Origin of the sequence: Azospira restricta, assembly GCF_016858125.1 — a bacterium.
GTDB classification, from domain to species: domain Bacteria; phylum Pseudomonadota; class Gammaproteobacteria; order Burkholderiales; family Rhodocyclaceae; genus Proximibacter; species Proximibacter restrictus.
In genome coordinates this window covers 1,151,534-1,175,137 of record NZ_CP064781.1, presented here as the reverse complement: position 1 = coordinate 1,175,137, position 23,604 = coordinate 1,151,534, and the positions used below count along the sequence as shown (strand labels likewise).

At 70.6% G+C, this 23,604-nt stretch carries 28 protein-coding genes; 10 read left to right on the top strand and 18 right to left on the bottom strand.

What is annotated here, in order from left to right; all coding sequences use genetic code 11:
• The first annotated feature begins 4 nt into the window (after positions 1 to 4).
• The 5 genes from IWH25_RS05725 to IWH25_RS05705 all read left to right on the top strand — a co-directional run bounded on the left by IWH25_RS05725 (position 5) and on the right by IWH25_RS05705 (position 4,057).
• The gene (locus IWH25_RS05725) at positions 5 to 1,339 is read left to right on the top strand and encodes an ATP-binding protein (protein WP_203388372.1); all 1,335 of its coding nucleotides are present in this window, start codon (positions 5 to 7) and stop codon (positions 1,337 to 1,339) included.
• Positions 1,336 to 1,887, top strand: a complete 552-nt coding sequence (locus tag IWH25_RS05720; RefSeq protein ID WP_203388371.1) for a response regulator transcription factor — start codon at positions 1,336 to 1,338, stop codon at positions 1,885 to 1,887. Before IWH25_RS05725 ends, IWH25_RS05720 begins: the two co-directional genes overlap by 4 nt.
• On the top strand, positions 1,884 to 2,270 hold the full coding sequence (locus IWH25_RS05715; protein ID WP_203388370.1) for an RNA-binding S4 domain-containing protein: 387 nt from the start codon (positions 1,884 to 1,886) through the stop codon (positions 2,268 to 2,270). The genes IWH25_RS05720 and IWH25_RS05715 overlap by 4 nt, the downstream gene beginning before the upstream one ends.
• A gap of 67 nt (positions 2,271 to 2,337) precedes the next feature.
• Complete coding sequence (locus tag IWH25_RS05710) at positions 2,338 to 3,546, top strand: MFS transporter (protein WP_203388369.1); 1,209 nt, start codon at positions 2,338 to 2,340, stop codon at positions 3,544 to 3,546.
• A gap of 22 nt (positions 3,547 to 3,568) precedes the next feature.
• Entirely contained in the window at positions 3,569 to 4,057 is a 489-nt protein-coding gene (locus tag IWH25_RS05705; RefSeq protein WP_203388368.1) for a YbaK/EbsC family protein, read from the top strand.
• On the opposite strand, the gene IWH25_RS05700 is transcribed toward IWH25_RS05705, so the two are convergent.
• The gene (locus tag IWH25_RS05700) at positions 4,058 to 4,936 is read right to left on the bottom strand and encodes an AEC family transporter (RefSeq protein ID WP_203388367.1); all 879 of its coding nucleotides are present in this window, start codon (positions 4,934 to 4,936) and stop codon (positions 4,058 to 4,060) included.
• A gap of 76 nt (positions 4,937 to 5,012) precedes the next feature.
• The gene (gene hslU, locus IWH25_RS05695; protein WP_203388366.1) at positions 5,013 to 6,350 is read right to left on the bottom strand and encodes an ATP-dependent protease ATPase subunit HslU; all 1,338 of its coding nucleotides are present in this window, start codon (positions 6,348 to 6,350) and stop codon (positions 5,013 to 5,015) included.
• A gap of 78 nt (positions 6,351 to 6,428) precedes the next feature.
• On the opposite strand from hslU, the gene IWH25_RS05690 reads away from it, so the two are divergent.
• Positions 6,429 to 6,749: a hypothetical protein gene (locus IWH25_RS05690; RefSeq protein ID WP_203388365.1), complete on the top strand. Its 321-nt coding sequence runs from the start codon at positions 6,429 to 6,431 to the stop codon at positions 6,747 to 6,749.
• A 151-nt stretch (positions 6,750 to 6,900) separates the two neighbouring features.
• Positions 6,901 to 7,731, top strand: a complete 831-nt coding sequence (locus IWH25_RS05685) for an HDOD domain-containing protein (protein WP_203388364.1) — start codon at positions 6,901 to 6,903, stop codon at positions 7,729 to 7,731.
• Between the two features lie 19 nt (positions 7,732 to 7,750).
• Here the strand turns inward: IWH25_RS05685 and hslV are convergent, their stop codons facing one another.
• The 12 genes from hslV to IWH25_RS05625 form a co-directional block, all read right to left on the bottom strand.
• Positions 7,751 to 8,287 (bottom strand): ATP-dependent protease subunit HslV, encoded by a 537-nt coding sequence (gene hslV / locus IWH25_RS05680; protein WP_203388363.1) that lies wholly within the window; start codon positions 8,285 to 8,287, stop codon positions 7,751 to 7,753.
• Between the two features lie 10 nt (positions 8,288 to 8,297).
• Positions 8,298 to 9,548 (bottom strand): STAS domain-containing protein, encoded by a 1,251-nt coding sequence (locus IWH25_RS05675; RefSeq protein WP_203388362.1) that lies wholly within the window; start codon positions 9,546 to 9,548, stop codon positions 8,298 to 8,300.
• A 99-nt stretch (positions 9,549 to 9,647) separates the two neighbouring features.
• Positions 9,648 to 10,460, bottom strand: coding sequence for a metal ABC transporter permease (locus IWH25_RS05670; RefSeq protein ID WP_203388361.1), 813 nt, complete (start codon positions 10,458 to 10,460; stop codon positions 9,648 to 9,650).
• Positions 10,450 to 11,037 carry an ATP-binding cassette domain-containing protein gene (locus IWH25_RS05665; RefSeq protein ID WP_203388360.1) on the bottom strand — a complete coding sequence of 196 codons (588 nt, stop codon included), beginning with the start codon at positions 11,035 to 11,037 and terminating at the stop codon, positions 10,450 to 10,452. Before IWH25_RS05665 ends, IWH25_RS05670 begins: the two co-directional genes overlap by 11 nt.
• A complete protein-coding gene (locus IWH25_RS05660) occupies positions 11,034 to 11,939 on the bottom strand; it encodes a metal ABC transporter substrate-binding protein (protein WP_203388359.1) in 906 nt (301 codons plus the stop codon). The genes IWH25_RS05665 and IWH25_RS05660 overlap by 4 nt, the downstream gene beginning before the upstream one ends.
• 141 nt (positions 11,940 to 12,080) lie before the next feature.
• A complete protein-coding gene (locus IWH25_RS05655) occupies positions 12,081 to 13,538 on the bottom strand; it encodes a TonB-dependent receptor (RefSeq protein WP_203388358.1) in 1,458 nt (485 codons plus the stop codon).
• 63 nt (positions 13,539 to 13,601) lie between these two features.
• A complete protein-coding gene (locus tag IWH25_RS05650; protein ID WP_203388357.1) occupies positions 13,602 to 13,910 on the bottom strand; it encodes a hypothetical protein in 309 nt (102 codons plus the stop codon).
• Positions 13,907 to 14,959, bottom strand: coding sequence for a CobW family GTP-binding protein (locus IWH25_RS05645; protein ID WP_203388356.1), 1,053 nt, complete (start codon positions 14,957 to 14,959; stop codon positions 13,907 to 13,909). The genes IWH25_RS05650 and IWH25_RS05645 overlap by 4 nt, the downstream gene beginning before the upstream one ends.
• The gene (locus tag IWH25_RS05640) at positions 14,947 to 15,915 is read right to left on the bottom strand and encodes a CobW family GTP-binding protein (protein WP_203388355.1); all 969 of its coding nucleotides are present in this window, start codon (positions 15,913 to 15,915) and stop codon (positions 14,947 to 14,949) included. Before IWH25_RS05640 ends, IWH25_RS05645 begins: the two co-directional genes overlap by 13 nt.
• A 79-nt stretch (positions 15,916 to 15,994) precedes the next feature.
• Positions 15,995 to 16,438, bottom strand: coding sequence for a Fur family transcriptional regulator (locus IWH25_RS05635; protein WP_203388354.1), 444 nt, complete (start codon positions 16,436 to 16,438; stop codon positions 15,995 to 15,997).
• An 81-nt stretch (positions 16,439 to 16,519) separates the two neighbouring features.
• Complete coding sequence (locus IWH25_RS05630; protein WP_203388353.1) at positions 16,520 to 17,092, bottom strand: hypothetical protein; 573 nt, start codon at positions 17,090 to 17,092, stop codon at positions 16,520 to 16,522.
• A gap of 84 nt (positions 17,093 to 17,176) precedes the next feature.
• Positions 17,177 to 18,367 (bottom strand): class I SAM-dependent rRNA methyltransferase, encoded by a 1,191-nt coding sequence (locus tag IWH25_RS05625; RefSeq protein ID WP_203388352.1) that lies wholly within the window; start codon positions 18,365 to 18,367, stop codon positions 17,177 to 17,179.
• A gap of 203 nt (positions 18,368 to 18,570) precedes the next feature.
• Between IWH25_RS05625 and IWH25_RS05620 the strand changes: the two genes are divergently transcribed.
• The 3 genes from IWH25_RS05620 to IWH25_RS05610 all read left to right on the top strand — a co-directional run bounded on the left by IWH25_RS05620 (position 18,571) and on the right by IWH25_RS05610 (position 20,336).
• Entirely contained in the window at positions 18,571 to 19,230 is a 660-nt protein-coding gene (locus IWH25_RS05620; RefSeq protein WP_203388351.1) for a peroxiredoxin, read from the top strand.
• 131 nt (positions 19,231 to 19,361) lie between these two features.
• Positions 19,362 to 19,697, top strand: a complete 336-nt coding sequence (locus IWH25_RS05615) for a Rieske 2Fe-2S domain-containing protein (protein ID WP_238999012.1) — start codon at positions 19,362 to 19,364, stop codon at positions 19,695 to 19,697.
• Between the two features lie 114 nt (positions 19,698 to 19,811).
• Positions 19,812 to 20,336, top strand: a complete 525-nt coding sequence (locus tag IWH25_RS05610; RefSeq protein WP_203388350.1) for a hypothetical protein — start codon at positions 19,812 to 19,814, stop codon at positions 20,334 to 20,336.
• Between the two features lie 6 nt (positions 20,337 to 20,342).
• Here the strand turns inward: IWH25_RS05610 and xerC are convergent, their stop codons facing one another.
• From xerC to IWH25_RS05590, 4 genes are read right to left on the bottom strand one after another with little or no spacing between them, the layout of a single operon-like run.
• Positions 20,343 to 21,263 carry a tyrosine recombinase XerC gene (gene xerC / locus IWH25_RS05605; protein ID WP_203388349.1) on the bottom strand — a complete coding sequence of 307 codons (921 nt, stop codon included), beginning with the start codon at positions 21,261 to 21,263 and terminating at the stop codon, positions 20,343 to 20,345.
• On the bottom strand, positions 21,260 to 21,922 hold the full coding sequence (locus IWH25_RS05600) for a DUF484 family protein (protein ID WP_203388348.1): 663 nt from the start codon (positions 21,920 to 21,922) through the stop codon (positions 21,260 to 21,262). The genes xerC and IWH25_RS05600 overlap by 4 nt, the downstream gene beginning before the upstream one ends.
• 23 nt (positions 21,923 to 21,945) lie before the next feature.
• Positions 21,946 to 22,779 (bottom strand): diaminopimelate epimerase, encoded by an 834-nt coding sequence (gene dapF, locus IWH25_RS05595; protein ID WP_203388347.1) that lies wholly within the window; start codon positions 22,777 to 22,779, stop codon positions 21,946 to 21,948.
• Positions 22,776 to 23,291, bottom strand: a complete 516-nt coding sequence (locus tag IWH25_RS05590; RefSeq protein ID WP_203388346.1) for a GNAT family N-acetyltransferase — start codon at positions 23,289 to 23,291, stop codon at positions 22,776 to 22,778. Before IWH25_RS05590 ends, dapF begins: the two co-directional genes overlap by 4 nt.
• Positions 23,292 to 23,604 lie beyond the last annotated feature (313 nt).

Here is a 23,604-nt window from a genome sequence, read left to right as displayed (position 1 = left end):
TCCCATGACCGCCCTCGCCGCCCGCAGCCTGCTGCCCCGCCTGGTCGTCCTGCGCCGCCTGTCGCTGCTGGCGCAGGCGCTGGTGCTGCTGCTCGCGGTCGGCTGGCTGCGCATTCCGCTGGCGCTGGGGCCGATGCTCGCCGCCACCGTCGCGCTGGCGCTGTTCAACCTGTTCACGCAGTGGCGCCTGCAACGCGAGCGGCCGGTCGGCGACGATGAGATCCTCGCCCAGCTGCTCGCCGACGTCGCCGTCCTCGGCGTCCTGCTCTACTACTCCGGCGGCTCGGCCAACCCCTTCGTCTCGCTCTTCCTGGTGCCGCTGACGATCGCCGCCACCGCGCTGCCGGCACGGCACGCCTGGCTGATGGCCGGCGTGACGACGCTGATCTACACCTTCCTGATGTTCTGGAACCTGCCGCTGCCGCCGCCGCAGGGCCAGCTCGCCGAACTCGACGCGCTGCTCGCGCGCGCCTCCGGCGTCGCCCCGGAGCATGCCGGCCACGTCAGCGGCTTCGCGCTGCACGTGCTCGGCATGTGGCTCAACTTCGTCGTCAGCGCTGTCGTCATCGCGCTGTTCCTGACGCGCATGGCGGCCGCGCTGAAGGCGCGCGAGCAGGAACTGGCGGCGACGCGCGAGGCGGCGCTGAAGAACGAGCAGATCCTCGCGCTGGGCACGCTCGCCGCCGGCGCCGCGCACAAGCTGGGGACGCCCCTGTCGACGATGGCTGTCGTGCTGCGCGAGGCGGAGCTGGCGCACGGCGAAGATGCGCAACTGAGCGAGGACCTGCGCCTGCTGCGCGCGCAGGTCGACGAGTGCAAGAAGATCCTGTCGCAGACGCTGGCCTCGGCCGGCCAGGCGCGCGACGAGGCGTCGCGGCAGCTGGCGCTCGACGCCTACCTCGATCGCCTGCTCGAGGAGTGGCAGCTGATCCGGCCACAGGCGACGATCGCCGCCGCGCTCGACGGCCCGCTGCCGGCGCCGCCGATCGCCACCGACCGCACGCTCGAGCAGGCGCTCCTGAACCTGCTCGACAACGCCGCCGACGCCTCGCCGGAAGGCCTCGAACTGCACGCGCGCTGGGACGACGCCGAGCTTTGCATCGACATCCTCGACCGCGGCCCGGGCATCGACGCGGCGGTCGCCGCGCGCCTCGGCGAACCCTTCTTCAGCACCAAGCGCGACGCTGCCGGCAGCGGCGGCCTGGGCATCGGCTTCTTCCTGACCAACGCGACGCTGGAGCGCTTCGGCGGCCGCGTCGAACTGACTCCCCGCGACGACGGCGGCACGCGCACCCGCGTCACGCTGCCGCTCGCCCGACTGCAGCAGGCGCCGACATGAACGACCTCGCCGAACAAGACCGCCCCTCCCTGCTCCTCGTCGACGACGACGAGGCCTTCCGCCGCGTGCTCGCGCGCGCGCTCGAACGCCGCGGCTACGCGGTGACGACCGCCGCCGACGTCGCCGAGGCGCTCGCCCGGGCGCAGGCGCAATCGCCGGAATACGCCGTCGTCGACCTGAAGATGCCCGGCGAATCCGGGCTGGTACTGATCGAGAAGCTGATCGGGCTCGACCCGAACACGCGCATCGTGATGCTCACCGGCTACGCCAGCATCGCCACCGCGGTCGAGGCGATCAAGCTCGGCGCCACGCACTACCTGGCGAAGCCGGTCGACGCCGACCAGGTGGTGGCGGCGCTGCACAAGACCGAGGGCGACGCCTCGCTCGGCGTTGCCGACTCGCCGCTGTCGGTCGACCGGCTGGAGTGGGAACACATCCAGCGCGTGCTCGCCGAGCACGACGGCAACATCTCGGCCACCGCGCGCGCGCTGAAGATGCACCGGCGCACGCTGCAGCGCAAACTCGGCAAGAAGCCGGTGAAGGAATGAGCGCGCCCCCGGAGAAGCTGCGCCTCGACAAGTGGCTGTGGGCCGCGCGCTTCTTCAAGACGCGCGGGCTGGCGGCGGATGCGATCGACGGCGGCAAGGTCAAGCTCAACGGCCACACGGCGAAACCGGCAAAGGAGGTGAAGCCTGGCGACGTGCTCGACCTGACGCTCGGCGACGCGCACTGGACGGTGACCGTGCGCGGCCTCAACGAATACCGGCGGCCGGCGCCGGAAGCGCAGCTGCTCTACGAGGAAAGCGCCGAAAGTCGGGAGCAGCGCAGCCGGGCGGCCGAGGCGCGGGCGCTGGCGCCGGCCCCCGGCGCCGACCTCAAGGGCCGGCCGACCAAGCGCGACCGGCGCAAGATCCAGCGATTTTTCGGCTAACGGGAACCGGGACGCGCGGCGCCGGTCACCCTACAATTCCGCTGACCAAAAACCAACAAGGCGCCCCATGTTCCGCACCCTCAACACCCCCCACCTCTGGTTCATCACGCTCGCCGCCGCCGGCATCATGATGGTGACGATGGGCGCCCGCCAGTCGCTCGGCCTCTTCGTCTCGCCGCTGAACACGACGACCGGGCTCGGCGTCGCCGCGATCAGCTTCGCGCTCGCCGTCGGCCAGTTCACCTGGGGCGCGATCCAGCCGGTCGCCGGCGCCTTCGCCGACCGCTACGGCCCGGGCAAGGTGCTCGTCTGCGGCCTCTTGATCCTCGCCGCCGGCAGCGCGCTGACGCCGTTCATGGACAACACCTTCGGCCTCGTCGTCAGCCTCGGCCTGCTCTCGGCGATGGGCTCCGGCATCGGCAGCTTCTCGGTGCTGATGGGCGCCACCGCGCAGCGCCTGCCGGTCGAGTCGCGCGCCGCCGCCTCGGGCGTGATCAACGCCGGCGGCTCCTTCGGCCAGTTCATCTTCGCGCCGATCCTGCAGAAGCTGATCCAGGCCTTCGGCTGGATGGGCGCGATGTGGTCGCTCGCCGCCGTCGCGTTGGCCGCGCTGCCGCTGGTCAAGGTGGTCGCGCCGAAGGGCACCAGGCCGGCGTCGGTGCCGGGCGAGGCCGGCCTGTGGACCACCGTCTGCGGTGCGATGGGCGACCGCAGCTACCTGCTCCTGCACGCCGGCTTCTTCACCTGCGGCTTCCACATCGCCTTCCTGGTCACGCACATGCCCGGCGAGGTCGACCTGTGCGGCCTGCCGCCGGCGGTGGCCAGCTGGACGCTGGCGATCATCGGCCTGACCAACATCGCCGGCAGCCTGTACGCCGGCCACGCGATCACGCACCACCGCAGCAAGATGGTGCTGTTCTGGATGTACGCCTCGCGCGCGCTGCTGGTGATCGCCTACCTGGCGGCGCCGAAGACCGAATGGACCTTCTACCTGTTCGCCGCCGGGCTCGGCTTCACCTGGCTGGCGACCGTGCCGCCGACCGCCTCGCTGGTCGGCAAGCTGTTCGGCGTGCGCTACCTCGGCACGCTGTTCGGCCTGACGCTGCTGTCGCACCAGATCGGCGGCTTCCTCGGCGCCTGGCTCGGCGGCCTCGCCCTCGTCGAGTTCGGCGACTACAGCTGGATGTGGTACGCCGACATCGCGCTCGCCGCGCTGGCGGCGATCGCCAACCTGCCGATCCGCGAAACGCCGGTGGCGAAACCGCAGCCGGCCTGACCTCGACAAAGCCCGGGACACGATGAAACCCGCACAACACCCCACCGCGCTGCGCATGCAGGCGCTGCTTCACGAACAAGGCCTCGACGTCCAGGTCGTCGAATTCGAACAGCCGACGCGGACCAGCGCCGAAGCCGCCAAGGCGATCGGCTGCACGGTCGCCGAGATCGCCAAGTCGGTCGTCTTCCGCGGCAAGGAAAGCGGGCAGGCGGTGGTCGTCGTCGCCAGCGGCGACAACCGCGTCTGCGAGAGGAAGGTCGCCGCGCTGGTCGGCGAAAAGCTCGGCCGCGCCGACGCCGACTTCGTGCGCGAAGCGACCGGCTACGTCATCGGCGGCGTCTCGCCGCTCGGCCATGCGCAGCCGGTGAAGCTGGTGCTCGACGCCGACCTGCAGCGCTTCGACAGGCTGTGGGCGGCGGCCGGGACGCCGTTCTCGGTCTTCCCGCTGACACCGGACGAGCTGCGGCGCATCACCGGCGCCGGGTGGAACGACATCCGCGCGGACGGCTGATCAGCGCGGCAGCGCGAAGAACAGCGCCAGCGGCACGAAGCCCAGCGAGGCGACGTTGCCGATCATCACGATCGACGCGACGCGCTCCGGCTCCTGCTTGTACTTCTCGGCGAAGATGTAGTTGAGCACCGCCGGCGGCAGCGCGCCGAAGATCAGCAGCATGCCGGCCTGCATCCCTTCCAGCCCGAGCACCGGCACCATCGCCCAGGCCACGGCCATGCCGGCGAGCGGGCACAGCGCGGCGCCGACCAGGCCGAGGCGCAGGTCCTTGGCGGCGGAGTCGGTCAGGCGCACCCCCAGCGAGAACAGCAGCAGCGGGATCGACACGTCGCCGAGCATCTTGATGCCGACGTAGAGCGGCGACCACAGCTCGATCTTCAGCAGACTCACCGCCAGCCCGGCGATGGCGGCGGCGATCACCGGCACGCGCCACAGGTTCCACAGCTTCGCGTGGTGGTCGAGCATCCAGGTGCCGAGCGCATAGTGCAGCGTGTTCTCGACGAAGAACAGCACGACGGCGAGCGGCAGCGCCTGCTCGCCGAAGGCCAGCACCAGCAGCGGCAGGCCCATGTTGCCGGAGTTGTTGAACATCATCGGCGGCAGCAGCGTGTTCGCCGGCACCTTCATCAGCTTCGCCACCGGCCACGCGAGCAGGCCGGAGCCGAGGACGACGGCGGTCGCGCCGAGCGCCAGCTTCCAGTTCGCCATCAGGTCGAAGTCCTTGCCGGCGAGCGCGGCGAAGACCAGCGCCGGGACGAAAACGTCCATGTTCAGCTGGTTGGCGAAGCTCATGTCCGGCTTCTTCACGCGCGCGTAGGCATAGCCGACGCCGACGATGGCGAAGATCGGAAAGATGATGGAAACGATGCGCAGCAGCATAGGGGCGGGGGGCTGGAGGCTAGGGGCCGGAAGAACCGCGGGCCGTGCCAGCCCCCTGTCCCTAGCCCCTAATCCCTCACAAAACGTAGCGCGACAGGTCCTCGTTCTGCGCCAACTCGCCGAGGCGGCCGTCGACGTAGGCGGCGTCGACGACGAGCTTCTCGGTGCCGGGCTTGCCGGCGTCGAAGGAAATCTCCTCGAGCAGCTTCTCCATCACCGTATAGAGGCGGCGGGCGCCGATGTTCTCGGTGCGTTCGTTCACCGCCCAGGCGATCTCCGCCAGCCGGCGGATGCCGTCGTCCTTGAAGGCCAGGGCGACGCCCTCGGTGGCGAGCAGCGCCTCGTACTGGCGGGTCAGGCAGGCGTCGGTCTGCGTCAGGATGCGCTCGAAATCGGCAACCGACAGCGACTCCAGCTCGACGCGGATCGGGAAGCGGCCCTGCAGTTCGGGGATCAGGTCCGACGGCTTCGACAGGTGGAAGGCGCCGCTGGCGATGAACAGGATGTGGTCGGTCTTGATCATGCCGTACTTGGTCGACACCGTCGTTCCCTCGACCAGCGGCAGCAGGTCGCGCTGCACGCCCTGGCGCGAGACGTCGGCGCCCTGCGCCTCCGACCGGCTGGCGATCTTGTCGATCTCGTCGAGGAAGACGATGCCGTTCTGCTCGACGTTCTTCACCGCGTCGAGCTTCACCTCCTCGTCGTTCACCAGCTTCGCCGCCTCCTCGTCGACAAGCAGCTTCAGCGCCTCCTTGATCTTCAGCTTGCGCGCCGTCCTGCGGCCGCCGCCGAGATTCTGGAACATGCCCTGGATCTGCTGCGTCAGCTCCTCCATTCCCGGCGGCGCGAAAATCTCGGCGCTCATCGCCGGCCCGGCCAGCTCGATCTCGATCTCCTTGTCGTCGAGTTCGCCCTCGCGCAGCTTCTTGCGGAATTTCTGCCGCGTCGTATTGTCCTCGGCCGGCGCGTTCTCGTTGCCGAAGAAGTTGCTGCCGCGCGGCGGCGGCAAGAGCGCGTCGAGCACGCGCTCCTCGGCGGCGTCCTCGGCGCGCGCGCGGTGGCGCTTCATCGCCGCCTCCCGGCCGGCCTTGACGGCGATCTCGACCAGGTCGCGGACGATCGTGTCGACGTCGCGGCCGACGTAGCCGACCTCGGTGAACTTGGTCGCCTCGACCTTGATGAACGGCGCGTTGGCCAGCCGCGCCAGGCGGCGCGCGATCTCGGTCTTGCCGACGCCGGTCGGGCCGATCATCAGGATGTTCTTCGGCGTGATCTCCTGGCGCAACGGGTCGGCGACCTGGGCGCGGCGCCAGCGGTTCCTGAGCGCGATGGCAACCGACTTCTTCGCCTTCTGCTGGCCGACGATGTGCTTGTCGAGTTCGTGGACGATTTCCTGCGGGGTCATCTGGGTCATGCGGGACACTCTGGAAAAAATGCCGGTTCGGGTTGGGGAATGTATCACTGGATGCGCAGCCCATGGCAAACTGCCGCCATGAAAACGCGCCTCGTCTGCCTGCCGCCGGGTCAGCTCGCCCCCGGAATGCAAGTCGCCGCGCCGATCGTCTCGGCGCAGGGGAGCGTACTGCTCGCCACCGGCGCCGTGCTCGACGAGGAGGCGCCGGAAAACCTGCGCCGGCGCGGCATCGAGTTCGTCACCGTGAGCGTCGCCGACGCCCGCGACGCGGCGACGATCGCCCGCGAGCAGGCTGCCGCCGCGGCGCGCATCGACCACATCTTCCGCGGCGATGGCGGTGCCGCCCGCGACGCCCTGCGCCAGGCGATCCACGCCTACCGGGCGCGGCAGCTGGCATGAGCACTCCCGCACGGCCGCCCGAAGGGGGCGCTCAACCTCCCTTGGGGGCAAAGGCGGGGTTTCGCAGAGCACGGCTCTGCGCCGCCGCAGCCGGCCGGCTGTGCAAAGCCGGCCGTGGGCGGATGTCCCGCCGGGACAGGAGGGTAGCTCCGTGAACGCGCCGACGCTGGAACGGCTGCTCGCCTCGGCCGACGTGCTGCCGACGCTGCCGCAGGTCGTCCGCCACATCCTGCAGACGCTGAACGACGAGAGCGCCAGCGCCGACGCGCTGGTGCACGAGCTCAACACCGACCCGGCGATCGTCGCCCGCCTGCTGGCGGCGGCGAACTCCAGCGCCTTCGGCCTCGCCGGCCAGGTCGCGTCGACGCGGCAGGCGATCCTCGTCCTCGGACTGTCGACGGTGCGCCGGATCACGCTGGCGACGGCGCTGCTGGACCGCCTCGGCCAGGTCGGCGGCGACGGTCGCCAATTCTGGCGCCACAGCCTGGGCGTCGCCACCTGCGCACGCGCGATTGCCGAATGCCTCGGCCAACCGCCGGAAGTCGCCTTCTCGGCGGGACTGCTGCACGACGTCGGGCAACTGCTGATGGCCGCGGTCGCCCCGGAAGCGACGGTGCTGGCCGGCGAGCGCGCCGCCGCCGGCGAGTCGATCGTCGCCGCCGAACGGGCGGTGTTCGGCTACGACCACGCCGTCGTCGGCGCCGAGCTGGCGTGCCGCTGGCGGCTGCCGGGCGACATCGTCGGCGGCATCCGCGCGCACCACCAGCCGGACAGCGGCGAGGACGGGGAAATCGGCGACCTGATCCACGTCGCCGAGGTGCTCAGCCACGCGCTGGACCTCGGCCAGGTGCCGCACAACCGGGTGCCCGCGGTCTCCGAGATCGCGCTGCTGCGGCTGGGGGTGGACTGGCCGGACTTGAGCGGGCAGTTCGCGGGAATCGAGGCGCGCTACGAGGGCAGTCGCCTGGCCCTGGGCCTCTAGGCGGCCGGCCGGCGCACCCTCAGTCGAGGGTTTCCAGCGTGAAGTTGCGGTTGGTGTAGATACACAGGTCGCCGGCAATCTCCAGCGACCTGGTGACCACCTCGACCGGCGCCAGCGCGGTGTTCTCCAGCAGCGCGCGCGCCGCCGCCTGCGCATAGGCGCCGCCCGAACCGATGGCGACGATGCCCTGCTCCGGCTCGAGCACGTCGCCGTTGCCGGTGATGATCAGCGAGCTCTCGCGGTCGGCGACCGCGAGCATCGCCTCCAGCCGGCGCAGCATGCGGTCGGTGCGCCAGTCCTTGGCCAGCTCGACTGCGGAGCGCAGCAGGTGGCCCTGGTGCTTCTCCAGCTTGGCCTCGAAGCGCTCGAACAGCGTGAAGGCGTCGGCGGTGCCGCCGGCGAAACCGGCGAGGATGCGTTCCTTGTACAGCCGGCGCACCTTGCGCGCGCTGGCCTTGATGACGATGTTGCCGAGCGTCACCTGGCCGTCGCCGCCCATCGCCACCTGTTGGCCGCGGCGGACGGAGAGGATGGTGGTGCCGTGATACTGTTCCATGGCGGGATGCTCAGTTCTTTGCGAATTCGAAATCGGCCACCGCGGCGACGCCGACGACGCCGAGCAGTTCGGAGACCAGCCGGTTGGGATGACGGATCAGGATGCGCTTGCCCTGCCGCTTGACCGCGGTGAGCAGGTTCACCAGCGTGCCGGCGCTGACGAAGTCGATCCGCGTCACCGCCGAGAAATCGAGGACCAGCGCCTCCTGCTTCTCGGCGAAGCCCTGCAGGTCGCCGAAGCGCTCGTTCTTCAGGTTGCCCTTCGGCATGTAGGCCTTGGCCTCCTGCGGCGCCTCGGCGGCGGCCAGCGCCAGCACCGGCTTCGGCTCGGCGGCGGCGACCCGCTTCGGCTCCCACGACGGCGGCGACATCTCGAAGGTCACCGCGTAGTTGATCGCCATTTCCTCGAAGGCATCCTGCCTACCCATCAGCTGGTAGAGCTCGAGCAGCAGCAACCAGCAGCCCGATTCCTCGCGGCGACCGGTCTCGATCCGCGACTCGAGCAGCGCCGCCAGCGCATCGCGGCCGACCAGCTCGATGTCCGCCTTCTTCTTGCGCGCGGCAGTGAGCACGCCGAGCAGGCGCTCGGCGCCGAGGTCGTCGACCGCCTGCACCTTGGTCAGCTCGACGCGCAGCTTGGGGTTCTTGGCGATCGCCTGGTCGAGCGCGGCGAAGGCGGCATCGTTGTCGCCGGTCAGCTCGCCCTTGAACAGCACGGTGCCGGCGGGCGCCGGCGCCGCCGGGGCCTTCGCCGCCGGCTTGCTGCCGTTCGCGTTCTGCCAGGGTGGCGGCGACTTCTCGAAGGCACGCGCGTATTCGAGGCTCAGCGCGTCGAACGGGGCGCGCTGGCCGGTCAGCCGGTAGAGGTCGAAGAGCATCAGCCACAAGCGCTCGCCCGGGCCGAAGGGATTGGCGTGCACGGCGTTTTCCAGCATCGCCCGCGCCGCATCGTCCTGCGCGTTGGCATAGAGGATCGCCGCCTGCTCGACATCGGCCTGGATCGGGTCGATGTCGGTCTCGACGTGGATGTCGCCCGGCGTCTCGCTCAGGTCGCTGAACTGGCTGGGACTGGTGAAATCGAGCGACTCCAGCTCGCGCGGCGTCGCCTCGCCGCCGGTTCCCGGCGGCGGCTGCGAGACACCGCCCGCCGGCGGTCGGCTGTCGGTAAACGGCGCATCTTCCGACTTCGGGCGCGGCGGCGCCGCAGCCGGCTTCGCCACCATTTTTTCGGGCGGCGGCTTCTTGAAGAAGGAAAAAACCATGCGCTGGCTTGGAAAGGGATGCGATCGGATCGGTGCGAAGGGGTGTTTTAACACATCGCCCCGGCCGCCGCAATTTCCAAACCCGCTCAGGATGAGCCTTCAGCGCCCGCCATGCAGTCGCCGCACGAGGCCCGACAGCGCGCCGAAGCCGACCAGCAGCAGCGCCAGCACCGGCCCGAACGGCTGGTCCAGCCACAGCGCGCCGACGAAGGCGGCGAGATAGGCGGCGACACCGACCGCCACGGCCAGCGCCAGCGCGCGCCGCCAGCTCGCCGACCAGGCCCAGGCCACCAGCGGCGGCAGGAAGATCAGCGCGAACGCCGACATCACGCCGATGCTCATCGTCGCCAGCGCCAGCGCGGCGGCGACGACGAGGTCGAAGGCGAGATGCACGCGGCGCGCCGAACCGCCGGCGGCGCGGAAGAAGTCGGGGAAGAAGTGCGCCTGCAACAGCGGCCGCGACAGGCGCCGCAGCGCGGCGCCGCCGACGACGGCGCAGACGAGCGCGGCGACCAGGTGGCTGCGCTCGGTGAAATAGAGCTGGCCGTCGAACAGCGCATGGCCGAGGCGCTCGGCGAGCGGCAGGTTGGCGACCAGCAGCACGCCGACGCCCCAGCTGCCGACCAGCAGCATCGCGTAGGCGGCGCCCTGCACGCCGCGCGCGGCGCCCTCGAAGGCGCTCTTCAGCGTCGCCGCGGCGGCCGCGGCGAGCACGCCGCCGGCCTGCAGCGGCCAGCCGGCGAGCAGCGCCAGCAGCGCGCCGGCCGCCGCCGTCTGCGCGAAGGCGAGCGCCGCCAGCCATTCGTCGCGCAGGCGCAGGTAGGCGCCGAGCAGCGGCAGCAGCACGGCGAAGGCGAGCCCGGTGACGAAGGGTTGCAGAAACAGCGGATCGAGAATCGCGTCAGGCGGCATCGTCGACACCTCCAAGGCGGAGCAGGCGGTCGCAGGCCGCGGCGAGAAAGGCGGCGTCGTGGCTGACGACGAGCAGGCCGGCGCCGCCGGCGGCACGGGCGCGCAGCGCGCCGGCCAGCGCGGCGACGCCGTCCGGGTCGAGGTTGTTGGTCGGCTCGTCGAGCAGCACGACGTCGGCGGGCGCCTGCAGGCAGGCCCACAGGTGCAGGAACTGGCGCTGGCCGCCGGACAGGCGGTCGAGGCGCAACGGCAGGCAGGCGGCCAGCGCCGGCGGCAGCCCGGCGGCGGCGGCACCGGTCAGCGCCAGCAGCTCGGCGCCGGTCAGCGGCACGCCGGCGACCGGCGGCTGGCGCTGCGTCTGCAGGCTGAACACGGCGCCCGGCGCGCGCCGGATGTCGCCGGCGAAGATGCGCACGTTGCCGAGCAGCGCGGCAAGCAGCGTCGATTTGCCGCAGCCGTTCGGCCCGCACAGTCCGAGGACCTCGCCACGCGCCAGCGCGAACGACAGCGGCCCGAGCACCGGCGCGAGATAGCCGGCGCGCAGGCCGCGCACGTCGAGCAGCGTGTCGGCGGTCATCGCGCGGCGAGCGCCGCCAGCAGCCGGCGCAGCGTGTCGTCGAACAGCGCGACCAGATCGCCCGCCTCCGGCGTGCCGCCGACCGTGAACGGCACGATCACCGCCGGGATCTTCGCGCGCTCGGCGATCCAGCGCGACGGCGCGTCGTGCTGGTAGGCCGGGCGCAGCACCATGCGCGCCGGCTGCGCGGTGAGCTTCGCCAGCACGTCGGCGAGGTGGCCGCCGGACGGCTCGACGCCGGGCCGCGGCTCGAGCGTGCCGACCTCGCGCAGCCCCAGCCAGGCGTTCAGGTACGGGAAGGCGTTGTGCTGCACCAGCACCGGCACGCCCTTGAGCGGCGCCGCGATCTTCTCCCAGCGCACCAGCGCCGCCCGCCACTTCTCGGCGAACGCCGCGAAGCCGCTGCGGTAGGCGGCAGCCTCGGCCGGGTCGAGCTCGGCCATGCGCGCCGCCAGCGCCTCGGCGACCTTGAGGATGTTGCGCGGATCGGTCTGGATGTGCGGGTTGCCGGCCGCATGCACGTCGCCGTGCGCACGGTCGAGCACCGCCGGCACGTCGAGCAGCCGCACCGCCGACGCCGCCTCGAAGTAGCCCGGCCGCCCGGGCTGGATGTCGCGGTTGCCGGATTCGCGCAGCACCACCGGCAGCCAGCCGACCTCCAGCTCGGCGCCGGTGGCGACCACCAGCTGCGCCGAACGCGCACGCGCGATCAGCGACGGCTTGGCCTCGATCCGGTGCGGGTCCTGCAGCCCGTGCGTCGCCGCGTACACGGTGACGCGGCCGCCGCCGATCTCCTGCGCCAGCGCCGCCCATTCGGGGACGGTGGCGAAGACCTTGAGCGCCGCCTGCGCCGGGAGCGACAGCAGCGCGGCCGCCAACCCAATCAGCAAGAATCTTTTCATGTGAACTCCTTCATTCAGCGAGCGAGCGCCCCGCTCCGCGAAAACGCCCATGGCGCCGGCGAGACGAGGCGCGCACCGACGCCGTCTGCTCGATGCAAACAAGGAGGCGCGCAACGAAGTATCGCCAAGCCATGAGCGTTTTCAGAACTTGTGGGCACCGTGGGCACCCAGACTCATGATGTACTGCAGCCACACCTGGTTGTCGGTGACGCCCGGCATCGACTTGTCCTGCGCGAACTGCAGGCGCATGCGCGCGAACTCGCTCCAGCTGTAGTCGGCCATCAGCGTCACCCGCTTCGGCTGGTAGTCCTCGACGACGACGTTGGCGGCGTTGATGCCGAAATCGCGGCGGCCGGAGTCGAGGCGGTCGTAGCGCAGGCCGGCACGCCAGCGCGGCGAGAACTGGTAGACGCCCTGCAGGTACCAGCCGGACTGGCGCGTGCGGTAGTCGCTGACGACGCTCTCCGTCCCGGTCGGCGCGCAGTTGTTGATTCCGCCATCCTCTGAACTGCAGGTCAGCGTGCCCGTCTCGCGGCGCTGGAAGTATTCGCCCTGCAGCTTGAAGCTGCGCTGCTTGGCGTCGCCTGCGGGCGCCCATTTCCAGACGAAGTCGGCAACCCAGGTCTTCGAGCGGCCGTCGAAGAAGGCGGCCGCCTCGTCGAGGCCGCCGGCATCCGCGAAGTGCGTCTCGCGTTCCTTGGCCTTGGTCTGCAGGTAGGACAGGCCGGCCCGCCAGCTGTGGCTGTCGCCGAGGTCGTCGCCGACATGCGCGAAGAGCGCGCCGGCGCCGGCACCGTTCTTGTCGCGGTCGGTGCCGGGGAAGTTCTGGCCGCGGCCGAGCTCGGCACCGAATTCGAGGAAGAACGGCGTCGGCGCCAGCCACTTCAGCTGCACGCCGTCCTGCGCGTAGCTGGCGTGTTCACCGAACAGCGCCTGGTACATCAACGGCGCGTCGGCGAAGTCCCAGGCATGCGCGTGCTGCTCGTTGAGGTAGCCGATGCCCGAGCGCAGCCGGCCGCCCTTCAGGCCGAAGCCGTGGCCGAGGCCGAGCGACTGGAACCAGGCCTCCTCGACCTCGACCTCGCCGTCCTGCAGCGCGAGGATCGCCTGGCCGCGCCAGTACGGATCGACGTTGGCGGCGAACACCAGCTCGGTGTGGTCGACCGAGAAGCCGCGCTCGCCGGCGCCGTGGCCGTCGCCGTCGTCGTGCGCGGCAGGGTTCCAGAAGCCGCCAATCCGTCGCTCGGCGACCTTCTTCATGTCGCGGTACTGGCCCTGCAGGATCAGCGAGATGTCGGGGTTGAAGCCGGTGGCCGGGTGGCTGGCCGGCGGCCGCAGGCTGGCCTGGCGGGCGGCGCTCTCCGCCTCGCGGGCGACGCTCTCGGCCTGCGCCGCGGCGGCGCCGGCGCGGCTGGCGGCGCCTTCGGCCTGCGCCAGTTTCTGTTCGAGCGCGGCGATGCGCTGCTCGTAGGCGGACTTCATCTGTTGCAGCTGGGCGCGGATCTCGGCGAGGTCCGCTTCGTTCGCGGCGGCGGCCGGCAGTGCCGGCAGCGCGAACGACAGGGCGACGGCGAGCGCCGTCGGCGAAAACTTCTTCATGGTGCGACTCCTGATCGGTAAACGGCATGGCGCCGGCACGCTGGCCGGCGATGGCGGAACGGATCAGGCGGCGGGCGGCGCGCGGGCGCGGGCGCCGGCGAGGAAGCGGGCGGCGGCGAACGGGGCCGCGGCGAGCGGCGCCGGGCAGGCGCCGGCAAGCGCCGGCAGGGCCGGCACCGAGGCGGCCGGCGCGGCGCCGTCGAGGTTGTGCCCGGCGACGCAGAGCAGGCAGACGTGCGGCGGCTCGCCGCCGTCGCCGGCATGGTCGGCGGCATGGGCGAGCATCGCCGCCTGGCCGCAGACGAGCAGGATGGCGAGCAGGCCGACACGGAGCCGGCGCAGCAGCGCGGGCGCGAGCAGCCCGGGGATCATGCGCCCGCCTCCGGCGACTGGCCGCAGAATATCGTGAAGGCCTTCTCGACGTACTCGCGCGAGAAGTCGCGGACGATGAAGACGAGGCGCGAGGCGTGGTCGTCATCCGGCCACGCCGGCAGCGCGGACTCCGGGTAGCGCACGTGCTGCACGCAATGGACGACGCGCGGCGCCGTCTCGCCGGCGACATTGACCAGCCCCTTGACGCGCAGGATGCGGTCGCCGCAGGTCGACAGCAGCACGTCGATCGCCTCGGCGAACTCGCCCCAGGCGAAGGGTTCGGCGAAACGCAGCACGAAGCTGTGCACGCGCGCGTCATGGCGCTGCGGGTCGTGGCGGTGGGCGCCTGCGGCCGCGGCAGCGTGCACCGCTTCCTCGGCCAGCCAGCGGCGGACGTCGGCGCTCTTCGTCGCCGGGTCGTAGAGGCCGCCGCCGGCGAGCGCATCGGCGGCGACTTCGCCGCGGCGCACTTCGAGCAGCGGCGCGCCCGGGTTCAGTGCGGCCAGCCGCGCGCGCACGCGGACGATCGTGTCGGCGTCGGCGAGGTCGCACTTGGTCAGCAGCAGGCGGTCGGCCATCGCCGCCTGCTTCGCCGCCTCGGCGTGCTGCGCCAGCTGCGCTTCGGCGTGCGTCGCGGCGACGGCGGCGACGATGCCGTCGCTGCGGAAGCGTTCGGCGATGAAAAAGTCCTCGAGCAGCGTGTAGATCACCGGCGCCGGGTCGGCGAGCCCGGTGGTCTCGACGATCACGCGCGAGAAGGCGGGGATCTCGCGGCGCAGCCGGCGCATGAACAGGTCACGCAAGGCGCGCGCGAGGTCGCCGCGGACGCTGCAGCAGAGACAGCCGGAGTCGAGCAGCACCAGGTTGTCGTCGACCTTCTCGACCAGCAGGTGGTCGATTCCGATCTCGCCGAACTCGTTGATCAACACCGCGGTGTCGGCCATTGCCGGCTGCTTGAGCAGATGGTTGAGCAGCGTCGTCTTGCCGGCGCCAAGGAAGCCGGTGAGGACGGTGACCGGGATCTGCCGCGCCGGGTCTATCTGAGGCATTGCTGCAACCCGGTGAGCAGGATGTCGCGCGGCAGGTCGCGGCCGATGAAGACGACGGTGCTGACGCGCGGCGCGTCGTCCCAGGGCTGGCCGGGGCTGGCGCCCATCAGCATATGCACGCCCTGCAGGATGACGCGGTAGGGCAGGTCGTCGACGGCCATGACGCCCTTGTAGCGCATCAGGTCGTCGCCGAAGACGCGGACGATGCTGCCGACGAAGTCCTGCAGTTTCGCGCCGTCGAAGTCGCGCTCGGCGCGGAAGACGACCGAGCCGATGCGATCGTCGTGGTGATGGTGGGCCTGGGCGAGGAAGCCGGGTTCGATCTCCAGCGTCGCATTGAGGTTGAAGCCGCGCAGGTCGAGGATCTCGGCCAGCGGCGTTGCGCCGAAGTGCACGGCCAGTTGCGGCGCACGCGGGTTGATCGAGGCCAGCCGCTCCTGCAGGTCGTTCAGCGCGTCGGCCTCGACCAGCTCGGTCTTGGAGAGCAGCAGGCGGTCGGCGAAGCCGACCTGCGCCTGCGCCGCCTCGTGCTCGTCGAGTTGTTTGCCGGCATGCACGGCGTCGACCAGCGTCACCACCGCGTCGAGCAGGTAGCGCCGCGCGATCGTCTCGTCCATGAAGAAGGTCTGCGCCACCGGACCGGGTTCGGCGAGCCCGGTGGTCTCGATGAGCACGCGGTCGAAGGCGAGTGTGCCGGCCTCGCGCTTTTCCGCCAGTTCGCCGAGGATGCGGATCAGGTCGCCGCGCACGCTGCAGCAGATGCAGCCGTTGTTCATCTCGACGATCTGGTCGTCCGACGAGACGAGCAATTCATTGTCGATGCCGACCTCGCCGAACTCGTTCTCGATGACGGCGATCCGCTCGCCGTGGCGTTCGGACAGGATGCGGTTCAACAGCGTCGTCTTGCCGCTGCCGAGGAAGCCGGTGAGGATGGTAACCGGGACCGGCGCGCTCACTGGACTACCCCCCTGTCGCTGCGCGCCATCCTCCCCGAGGGAGGGCGAGCGCCCCCTACGGGCGGCCGGGCGGTGGCGCTCATACGTTGCCCGCGTTGCATTCGGCGCAGCGGCCGGAGAGGTCGAGTTCGGCGCGCGCCAGCGTGAAGCCGCCGGGCAGCTTCGGCGGCCGCGGCGCCGGTGCGTCGAGGCAGAAGACGCGGCCGCAGGTCTCGCAGCGGAAATGCACGTGGCCGTGGTGCGTGCCGCCGGCGGCGAGCGCGAAGCGCCAGACGCGGCGCTCGTCGGCGCGCTTCACCGCGAGACCGGATTCGACCAGCCAGTCGAGCACGCGGTAAAGCGTCACCCGGTCGAGGCTGGCAGAGCCGAGCGCGCCTTCGATGTCCTGGTGCGACAGCGGCGTCGGCGCCGCCGTCAGCAGTTCGAGGACGCGGATGCGCGCCGGTGTCGCGCGCGCGCCGGTGGCGCGGATGCGCTCGGCGAGGGCGTCGGACGGGGCAGGGGCGGACGGGTTTTCCGGCATGGCGCGGGATTAGACCACAGCCTCGCATCAGATGCAACAGAGTTGCAACAAGCATAGAAACGGGCGGGCGCCCGCCGCCGTTCAGAACAGCTCGATGTCGTCGCCCTGCTGCTTGCCCTTCATCGACGCGACGTACTGCGCCAGCGCCGCCTCGACCGGCATGCCCTGCATCACCGCCTCGAACATCTGGCGCTCGTCGGGGGTCGTGTATTTGCTGCGGATGCGCTCCTGCAGCCCGACCCATTCGCGCGGATTGAAGATGCGGCCCTGGTCGGCGACCAGGTCGGAGAGGTCGCCGAGGCTGTGGGTGACGTGCGCGAGACGCTGCGCCAGCTTGTCGTAGAACTGGAAGGCGATCACCGCCTGATCGACCATGCCGGATACCTGGGTGGCGGCGCCGAGCAGGCGCTGCCGCGCGTCGCCGGCTGCGCCCGTGTCGGGCAGCGCGGCGACGGTCTCGCCGAGCAGGCGCATGGTCTCGGCCATGCCGGTGAAGGACGCGGTGAGCACCTCCACCGAGGCGCCGCTGTCGGTCATCGCCGCCTCGATCTGGCCGGCGGCCAGTTCGAGCAGCAGCACGGTCTCGCGGACCTGGCTCCAGTTGAGGTCGGGGGCGTGCGCGGTGCTGCCGCGCGGGGCGTTGGCGTCGATCATCGGCGATCCCGGAGACGGAACGGGGCGATTATACGCTGGCCGCCCACGCCCATTCCCGGAGCATCTGCCCGCCGCGCCCGCGATTCAGTCCGCCTGCACGAGCAGGCCCTTGAGGTACTCGCCCTCGGGAAAGTGCAGCGCCACCGGATGGTCCGGACCGGCCGACAGTCGCTGCAGGATGCGCGCGTCGCGGCCGGCATCGACGGCGGCGCCGGCGACGATCTTCTGGAACAGCTCGAGCCCGATGCCGCCCGAACACGAGTAGGTGAGCAGGTAGCCGCCGGGATTGAGCAGGCGGAAGCCGAGCAGGTTGATGTCCTTGTAGGCGCGCGCTGCGCGCTCGGCGTGTGCCGCCGACGGCGCGAACTTGGGCGGATCGAGGACGATCAGGTCGAAGGTGCGCCCCTCCTTCCTGAACACGCGCAGCGCGTCGAAGACGTCGGCCTCCAGCCACTCGGCCCGGTCGGCGTCGAGCTGCGGGTTCAGCGCCAGGTTGGCGCGCGCGCCAGAGAGCGCCGGCCCCGACGAATCGATCGAGAGCACGCTGGCGGCGCCGCCGGCGAGCGCCTGCAGCGAGAAGCCACCGGTATAGCAGAAGCAGTTGAGCACCGAGCGGCCGGTGGCGAGCGCGCGCGTCAGCAGGCGGTTGTCGCGCTGGTCGAGGTAGAAGCCGGTCTTGTGGCCGCCGACGACGTCGACGCCGAGGCGCACGCCGTTCTCGTCGATGCTGAGCGGCGCGTCGGGGGCTTCGCCATAGACCCAGCCGGTGACCGGCGCCAACCCTTCGAGCTTGCGCACGTCGGAATCGGAGCGTTCGTAGATGCGGGCGACGCCGGTGACCTTCGCCAGCGCGCCGACGATCGCCTTGCGCCACTTGTCCGGGCCGGCGGCGGTCAGCTGCAGGCAGAGGGTATCACCGTAGCGGTCGGCGATGACGCCGGGCAGGCCGTCCGACTCGCCGTGCAGCAGGCGCATGCCGTCCTGACCCCTGAGTTGCGGCATCGCTTCGCGGCGGGCGACGGCGGCGGCGACGCGGCGCTTGAAGAAGGCGTCGTCGATCGTCTCGTCCGGATCGAAGCTCCAGATGCGGGCGCGGATCTGCGAGTGCGGACTCCACGCCGCCTTCGCCAGCCGGCGGCCGTCGGCGTCGACGACCTCGACCGTGTCGCCGGCGCGGGCACGACCATCGAGGCGGGCGACCGAGCCTTCGAAGATCCAGGGATGGCGGCGGAAGAGCGAACGCTCCTTGCCGGGTTTCAGAATCAGTTGCGTCATCGTGGGCGGCATTTTACGCTGCCGGCGCCTGCCCTTGCGAGAAACGCCGCCGCCGGGACAAACACACTGAACCGCCGGCACCGCCGGCTTGTCCAATCCGACGCAGGAAGGCAGATGACGATCGGCGCCATCGCCGGATATCGACCAGTTTCCCGGGGGGCGCTCGCACGAAGGCCCCGGGAAGCTTCCACGGGAGAATGATGATGGCACTCCACATCGGTGACATTGCGCCCGACTTCACCGCCGAAACGACGGAAGGCACGATCCGCTTCCACGACTGGATCGGCGACGGCTGGGCAATCCTGTTCTCGCACCCGAAGGACTTCACCCCGGTGTGCACGACCGAGCTGGGCTACATGGCCAAGCTCGTTCCGGAGTTCGAAAAGCGTCACTGCAAGGTGATCGGGCTGAGCGTCGACTCGGTCGAGGACCATCGGCGCTGGCTCAAGGACATCGAAGAGACGCAAGGCGCCGCGGTCAACTACCCGCTGATCGGCGACACCGACCTCAGCGTCGCCAAGCTCTACGACATGCTGCCGGCCGGCGCCGGCGGCACGGCCGGCCAGCGCACGGCGGCCGACAACTTCACGGTGCGCTCGGTGTTCGTGATCGGCCCCGACAAGAAGATCAAGCTGACGCTCACCTATCCGATGAGCACCGGCCGCAACTTCGACGAGATCCTGCGCGTCCTCGACTCGATCGAGCTGACCGAGAAGTTCAAGGTGGCGACGCCGGTCAACTGGCACGAGGGCGAGGATGTGATTATCGTCACCTCGGTCAAGGACGACGAGGCGCGCGAGCGCTTCCCGGAAGGCTGGCAAGCCCCGAAGCCGTACATGCGCATCGTGCACCAGCCGCACTGAAGGCGCGACGGCGGCCCGCCGCGTAGAACTTCGCGCCCTTTTCGGCGAGGAGTTCGCGCAGGCCGCCCTGCCCCCGGAGCTGCGGTATCGCCAGCCGGCAAGCGCGGACGATAGCCTGGCAGGGACGGCCGGTGTGGATCCTGCGCCGCAGCGACGCCGAGTTGGCGGCGCTCGCCGCCGACGACGGCCGGGTGGCGGACCCTGCCTCGCTGCAGTCGGTGCAAGCGCCGTACGCCCGCAATCCGTACCGCTCGCTGCGCCCGGAGCTGTTCGTCGCCATCGGCCTGTGCACGCACCAGGGCTGCGTGCCGGCACGCAGCGGCGGGCACCTCCTGTGCTCGTGCCACACCGCGAAGTACGACCTCGCCGGCCGCGTCTTCAGCGGCGGCCCGGCACCGCGCAACCTGACGATTCCGGCCTACCGCCTCGCCGACGAAAGCCGCCTGGTGATCGGCGAGGATGCCTGAACGATGCCCGCGGCAGCGCGCGGCGAAGCCTGCCGCGAGGCGAGGCCGAGCGGCCGCCACCCGCCTTGAGTTCGCACCGACGCTGTCTATGATGGAGCGAAGGAGGGCTCGCCGATGCTCATACTCTTCGCCGCCGGACGGATTTATCGCGCACCACCCCGGGCGGCGGGGGCTCTGCGCGACGGCAGGCGCCCGCTGCCGGGCGATGCGGCCGCGTCGCCGCTCGATCCGCTGGTCGTCGGTGCCCCGCGCGGAACGCGCTACCAGCTGTTGCGGGCGCTGCGGGCGATGGCCAGGGGACAGGCGATGGTGGTCGAGCGCCGCATCCCGTCGCTGCCCGAGCATTTCGGCAATGCCGGCGCGCGCGAGGAATGGTTCCGCTCGCTGCGCGACGCCGCGAGCTGGCAGGACGACCCGGCAATCGAGCCGATCCTGGTACCCGGCACCGATTTTCCCGGCGCCATCGGCCGCATCCTGCTCCGCGCCGGCTGGTGCGCGCCGAGCGAAACGCCGCACTGGGTGCCGAATTTGCGCTTCTTCTACCTGACCGACCTCGGCTACGCGTCGTTCAAGGGCGCCCAGGCGTGGTGGCAGGAACTGACGCCGCTGCAGCGGACGCGCCTGATGTTCTTCGAGTAGCCGCCGCTAACGATCGGCCGGCTTCTTCTTCGCCCGCGGATGCGCCGCGTCGTAGACCTTGGCCAGGTGCTGGAAATCGAGATGGGTATAGACCTGCGTCGAGGCGATGCTGGCGTGGCCGAGCATCTCCTGCACCGCGCGCAGGTCGCCGGACGACTGCAGCACGTGCGAGGCGAAGGAGTGGCGCAGCATGTGCGGATGCACGTGCGTCGGCAGCCCGCGCAGCAGCGCGCGCCGCTTCAGCCGCGACTGGATCATGCGCACCGACAGCCGGCCGCCGTTCTTGCCGAGGAACAGCGCCGGCTCGTCGGCGCTGTCCGCCCGCAGCAGCTCGCCGCGGCGCGCCGCCCAGGCGGCGAGCGCCGCGCGCGCCTGGCTGCCGACCGGGACGATGCGCTCCTTGCCGCGCTTGCCGAGCACGCGGACCTCGCCGGCGGCGACGTCGGCGAGGCAGCCGAGGTCGAGCGCCGCGAGCTCCGAGAGGCGCAGACCGGAGGAGTAGAACAGCTCGAAAATCGCCTGGTCGCGGAGAGAAAGGATGTCCAGCGCATCGTCGCCGGTCGGCCCGAGCAGCGCGTTCGCCTCGTCCGGCGACAGCGCGCGCGGCAGCGCCTTCGGGCTTTTCGGCGGGCGCACGCCGGCCACCGGGTTCTGCGCCGCCTCGCCGCGCAGGCCGAGCCAGCGGTAGAAGCCGCGCCAGGCGGAGAGCACGCGCGCCAGCGAGCGACCGGACAGGCCGCGGCCGTGCAGCTGGGCAAGAAAGCGGCGGATGTGGTGCGCCTGCAGCGCGGGCAGCGGCGTGTCGCCGGCGAGCTCGACGAGCAGCGCGAGGTCGCGGCGGTAGGCGTCTATCGTGTGCGCGGACTGCCGGCGCTGGCCGGCGAGTTCGGCCAGCCAGGCAGCGACCAGCCCGGCCGCGGCGTTCACGCCGTCTTCAGCGTGCGCGCGATCGCCGCCGAGGCCATGTCGCCGAGGCGCTCGAGGTAGACGGTGCCCATGCCGGCGTAGAAGCGCTCGCTGTCGTAGGCGCCGAGCGCGACCAGGCCGATCGTGCCGCCGCCGGCCTTGAGCGCGATCAGCGCCTGCGAGCGGATGTTCAGCGCGGCCTCGCCGAACCAGGTCGAGGTCTCGAAACCGGCGGTCGAGCCGCAGTACGGTTGCTTCAGCGTTTCCGCATAGACCTGCAGTTCCTGGCTGACCGCGGCGAACTCGGGCAGCGCCTCCAGCTCGCCGGCCGGCAGGCTCCACAGGCGGACGGCGACCTCGGGGATCGCGAAATCCTCGCGCAGGTGGTAGCCGAGCGTATGCATCACCGCCGGGAAGGTGTAGGCCGAGATCAGCGCGACGGCGAGGCGGTGCATCTTGTCGCTGATCGCGTCGTTCTCCTCGCCGAAGCCGATCAGCTCGCCGAGCTTGGCCTCGAGCTGGCGGTTCTTGTCGCGCAGCGTCAGCATCTGCCGCTCGGTGATCGAGATCGCGCGGCCGCCGTGCGGATGCGGGATGGCGATCTGCGCCATCAGGTCGGCGTACTGCTCGAAGAACTGCGGGTTGTTCTGCAGGTAATGCGCGACTTCGTCGGCTCTCATGGTGGGCTCTTTCTGCGTTCCGTTTACTCGATTTCGATTTCGCTGGCGAAGACGGTGACCGCCGGGCCGGTCATCCGCACCGGCGTGCCGGGGCCGTTCCAGGCGATGTCCAGTTCGCCGCCGCGGGTGTCGACGCGCACCGGCGAGTCGAGCAGGCCGCGCGCGATGCCGGCGACGACCGCGGCGCAGGCGCCGGTGCCGCAGGCCAGCGTCTCGCCGGCGCCGCGTTCGAAGACGCGCAGGCGGATCGCATGGCGGTCCACCACCTGCATGAAGCCGGCATTCACGCGCTGCGGGAAGCGGGGGTGCGACTCGATCTGCGGCCCCTCCGTCGCCACCGGCGCGCGGTCGACGTCGGCGACGACCTGCACCGCGTGCGGGTTGCCCATCGAGACGGCGGTGATCATCACTTCGCGGTCGCCGACCTGCAGCGGCTGCACGACGTCGGCGACCGGGCTGACGAAGGGGATGCGCTCGGGCTCGAATACCGGCACGCCCATGTCGACGGTGACCAGGCCGTTCGCCTCCAGCTTCGGCGCGATGACGCCGCTCATCGTCTCGACGCGGATCTCGGTCTTGTCGGTAAGCCCCTGCTCGTGCACGAAGCGCACGAAGCAGCGGGCGCCGTTGCCGCACTGCTCGACCTCGCCGCCGTCGGCGTTGAAGATGCGGTAGCGGAAGTCGACGCCGGGCTGCTGCGCCGGCTCGACGAGCAGGATCTGGTCGCAGCCAACGCCGAAGTGGCGGTCGGCGAGGAAGCGCAGCTGCTTCGGCGACAGCGCGACCGACTGGCGCACGCCGTCGAGCACGACGAAGTCGTTGCCGAGGCCGTGCATCTTGGAGAACTTGAGTTTCATGGGGCCGCCTGCGGGATCGATCGCGCCATTATAAAGTCGTCCATGACGAATCCGCCGCCGATGTCGACCCTGACCGAGTCGCGCACCGTGAAGCCATGCTTTTCGTAGGCGGTGATGGCGCGGGCATTCTGCTTATTGACGGCGAGGAGCAGCGTGTCGCAACCGGCGGCGCGGCCGTGCTCGAGCACGCGCGCGATCAGCGCGCCGCCGACGCCGCCGCGCTGACGGGCGGGATGGACATAGAGCTTGTCGAGCTTGAGCTCGCCGGGGGCGCCGGTCAGGTAGCAAGACGAAAAACCGACGCGCTCGCCGTCAAGAAATGCCTGGTCCCACCAGTAGCCGGGCGTCGCCAGCTCGTCGAGCAGGCGCGGCGCGTTGTAGCGCTGGTCGAGCATGTAGTCGATCTGCGCCTGGCTGATGATCTCCGCGTAGGCGGCCTGCCAGATCTCGCGGGCGAGCGCGGCGACGGCGGCGACGTCGGCGGATTGGACGGGCTGGATGTCTACATGCATATGAATCAAGACCTGTTGGACGGTGCAGACTTGCTACGAGACCACCCAATGAATAGCACGCCAATTAGCGTCTGAGTAATCGCGTAGCCGTTGGGTCCAAGGAATGCCGTAATGGAAAGATAAACCCACGACCACCGGCCAGTCGAAAGGTTAGCTGGGTCGGGGTAGAAAAAATTGAAGGCGCCCGCGATCAACATTAACAACCCGACCGCCAAGCGGATTCGGCGAATATCCTCGGGAGTAACAGGAAAGCGGCTACCGTGAGGAAATTGCATTAAGTCACCATAAACACGAAGAAGAGAAAGCTGTGCCG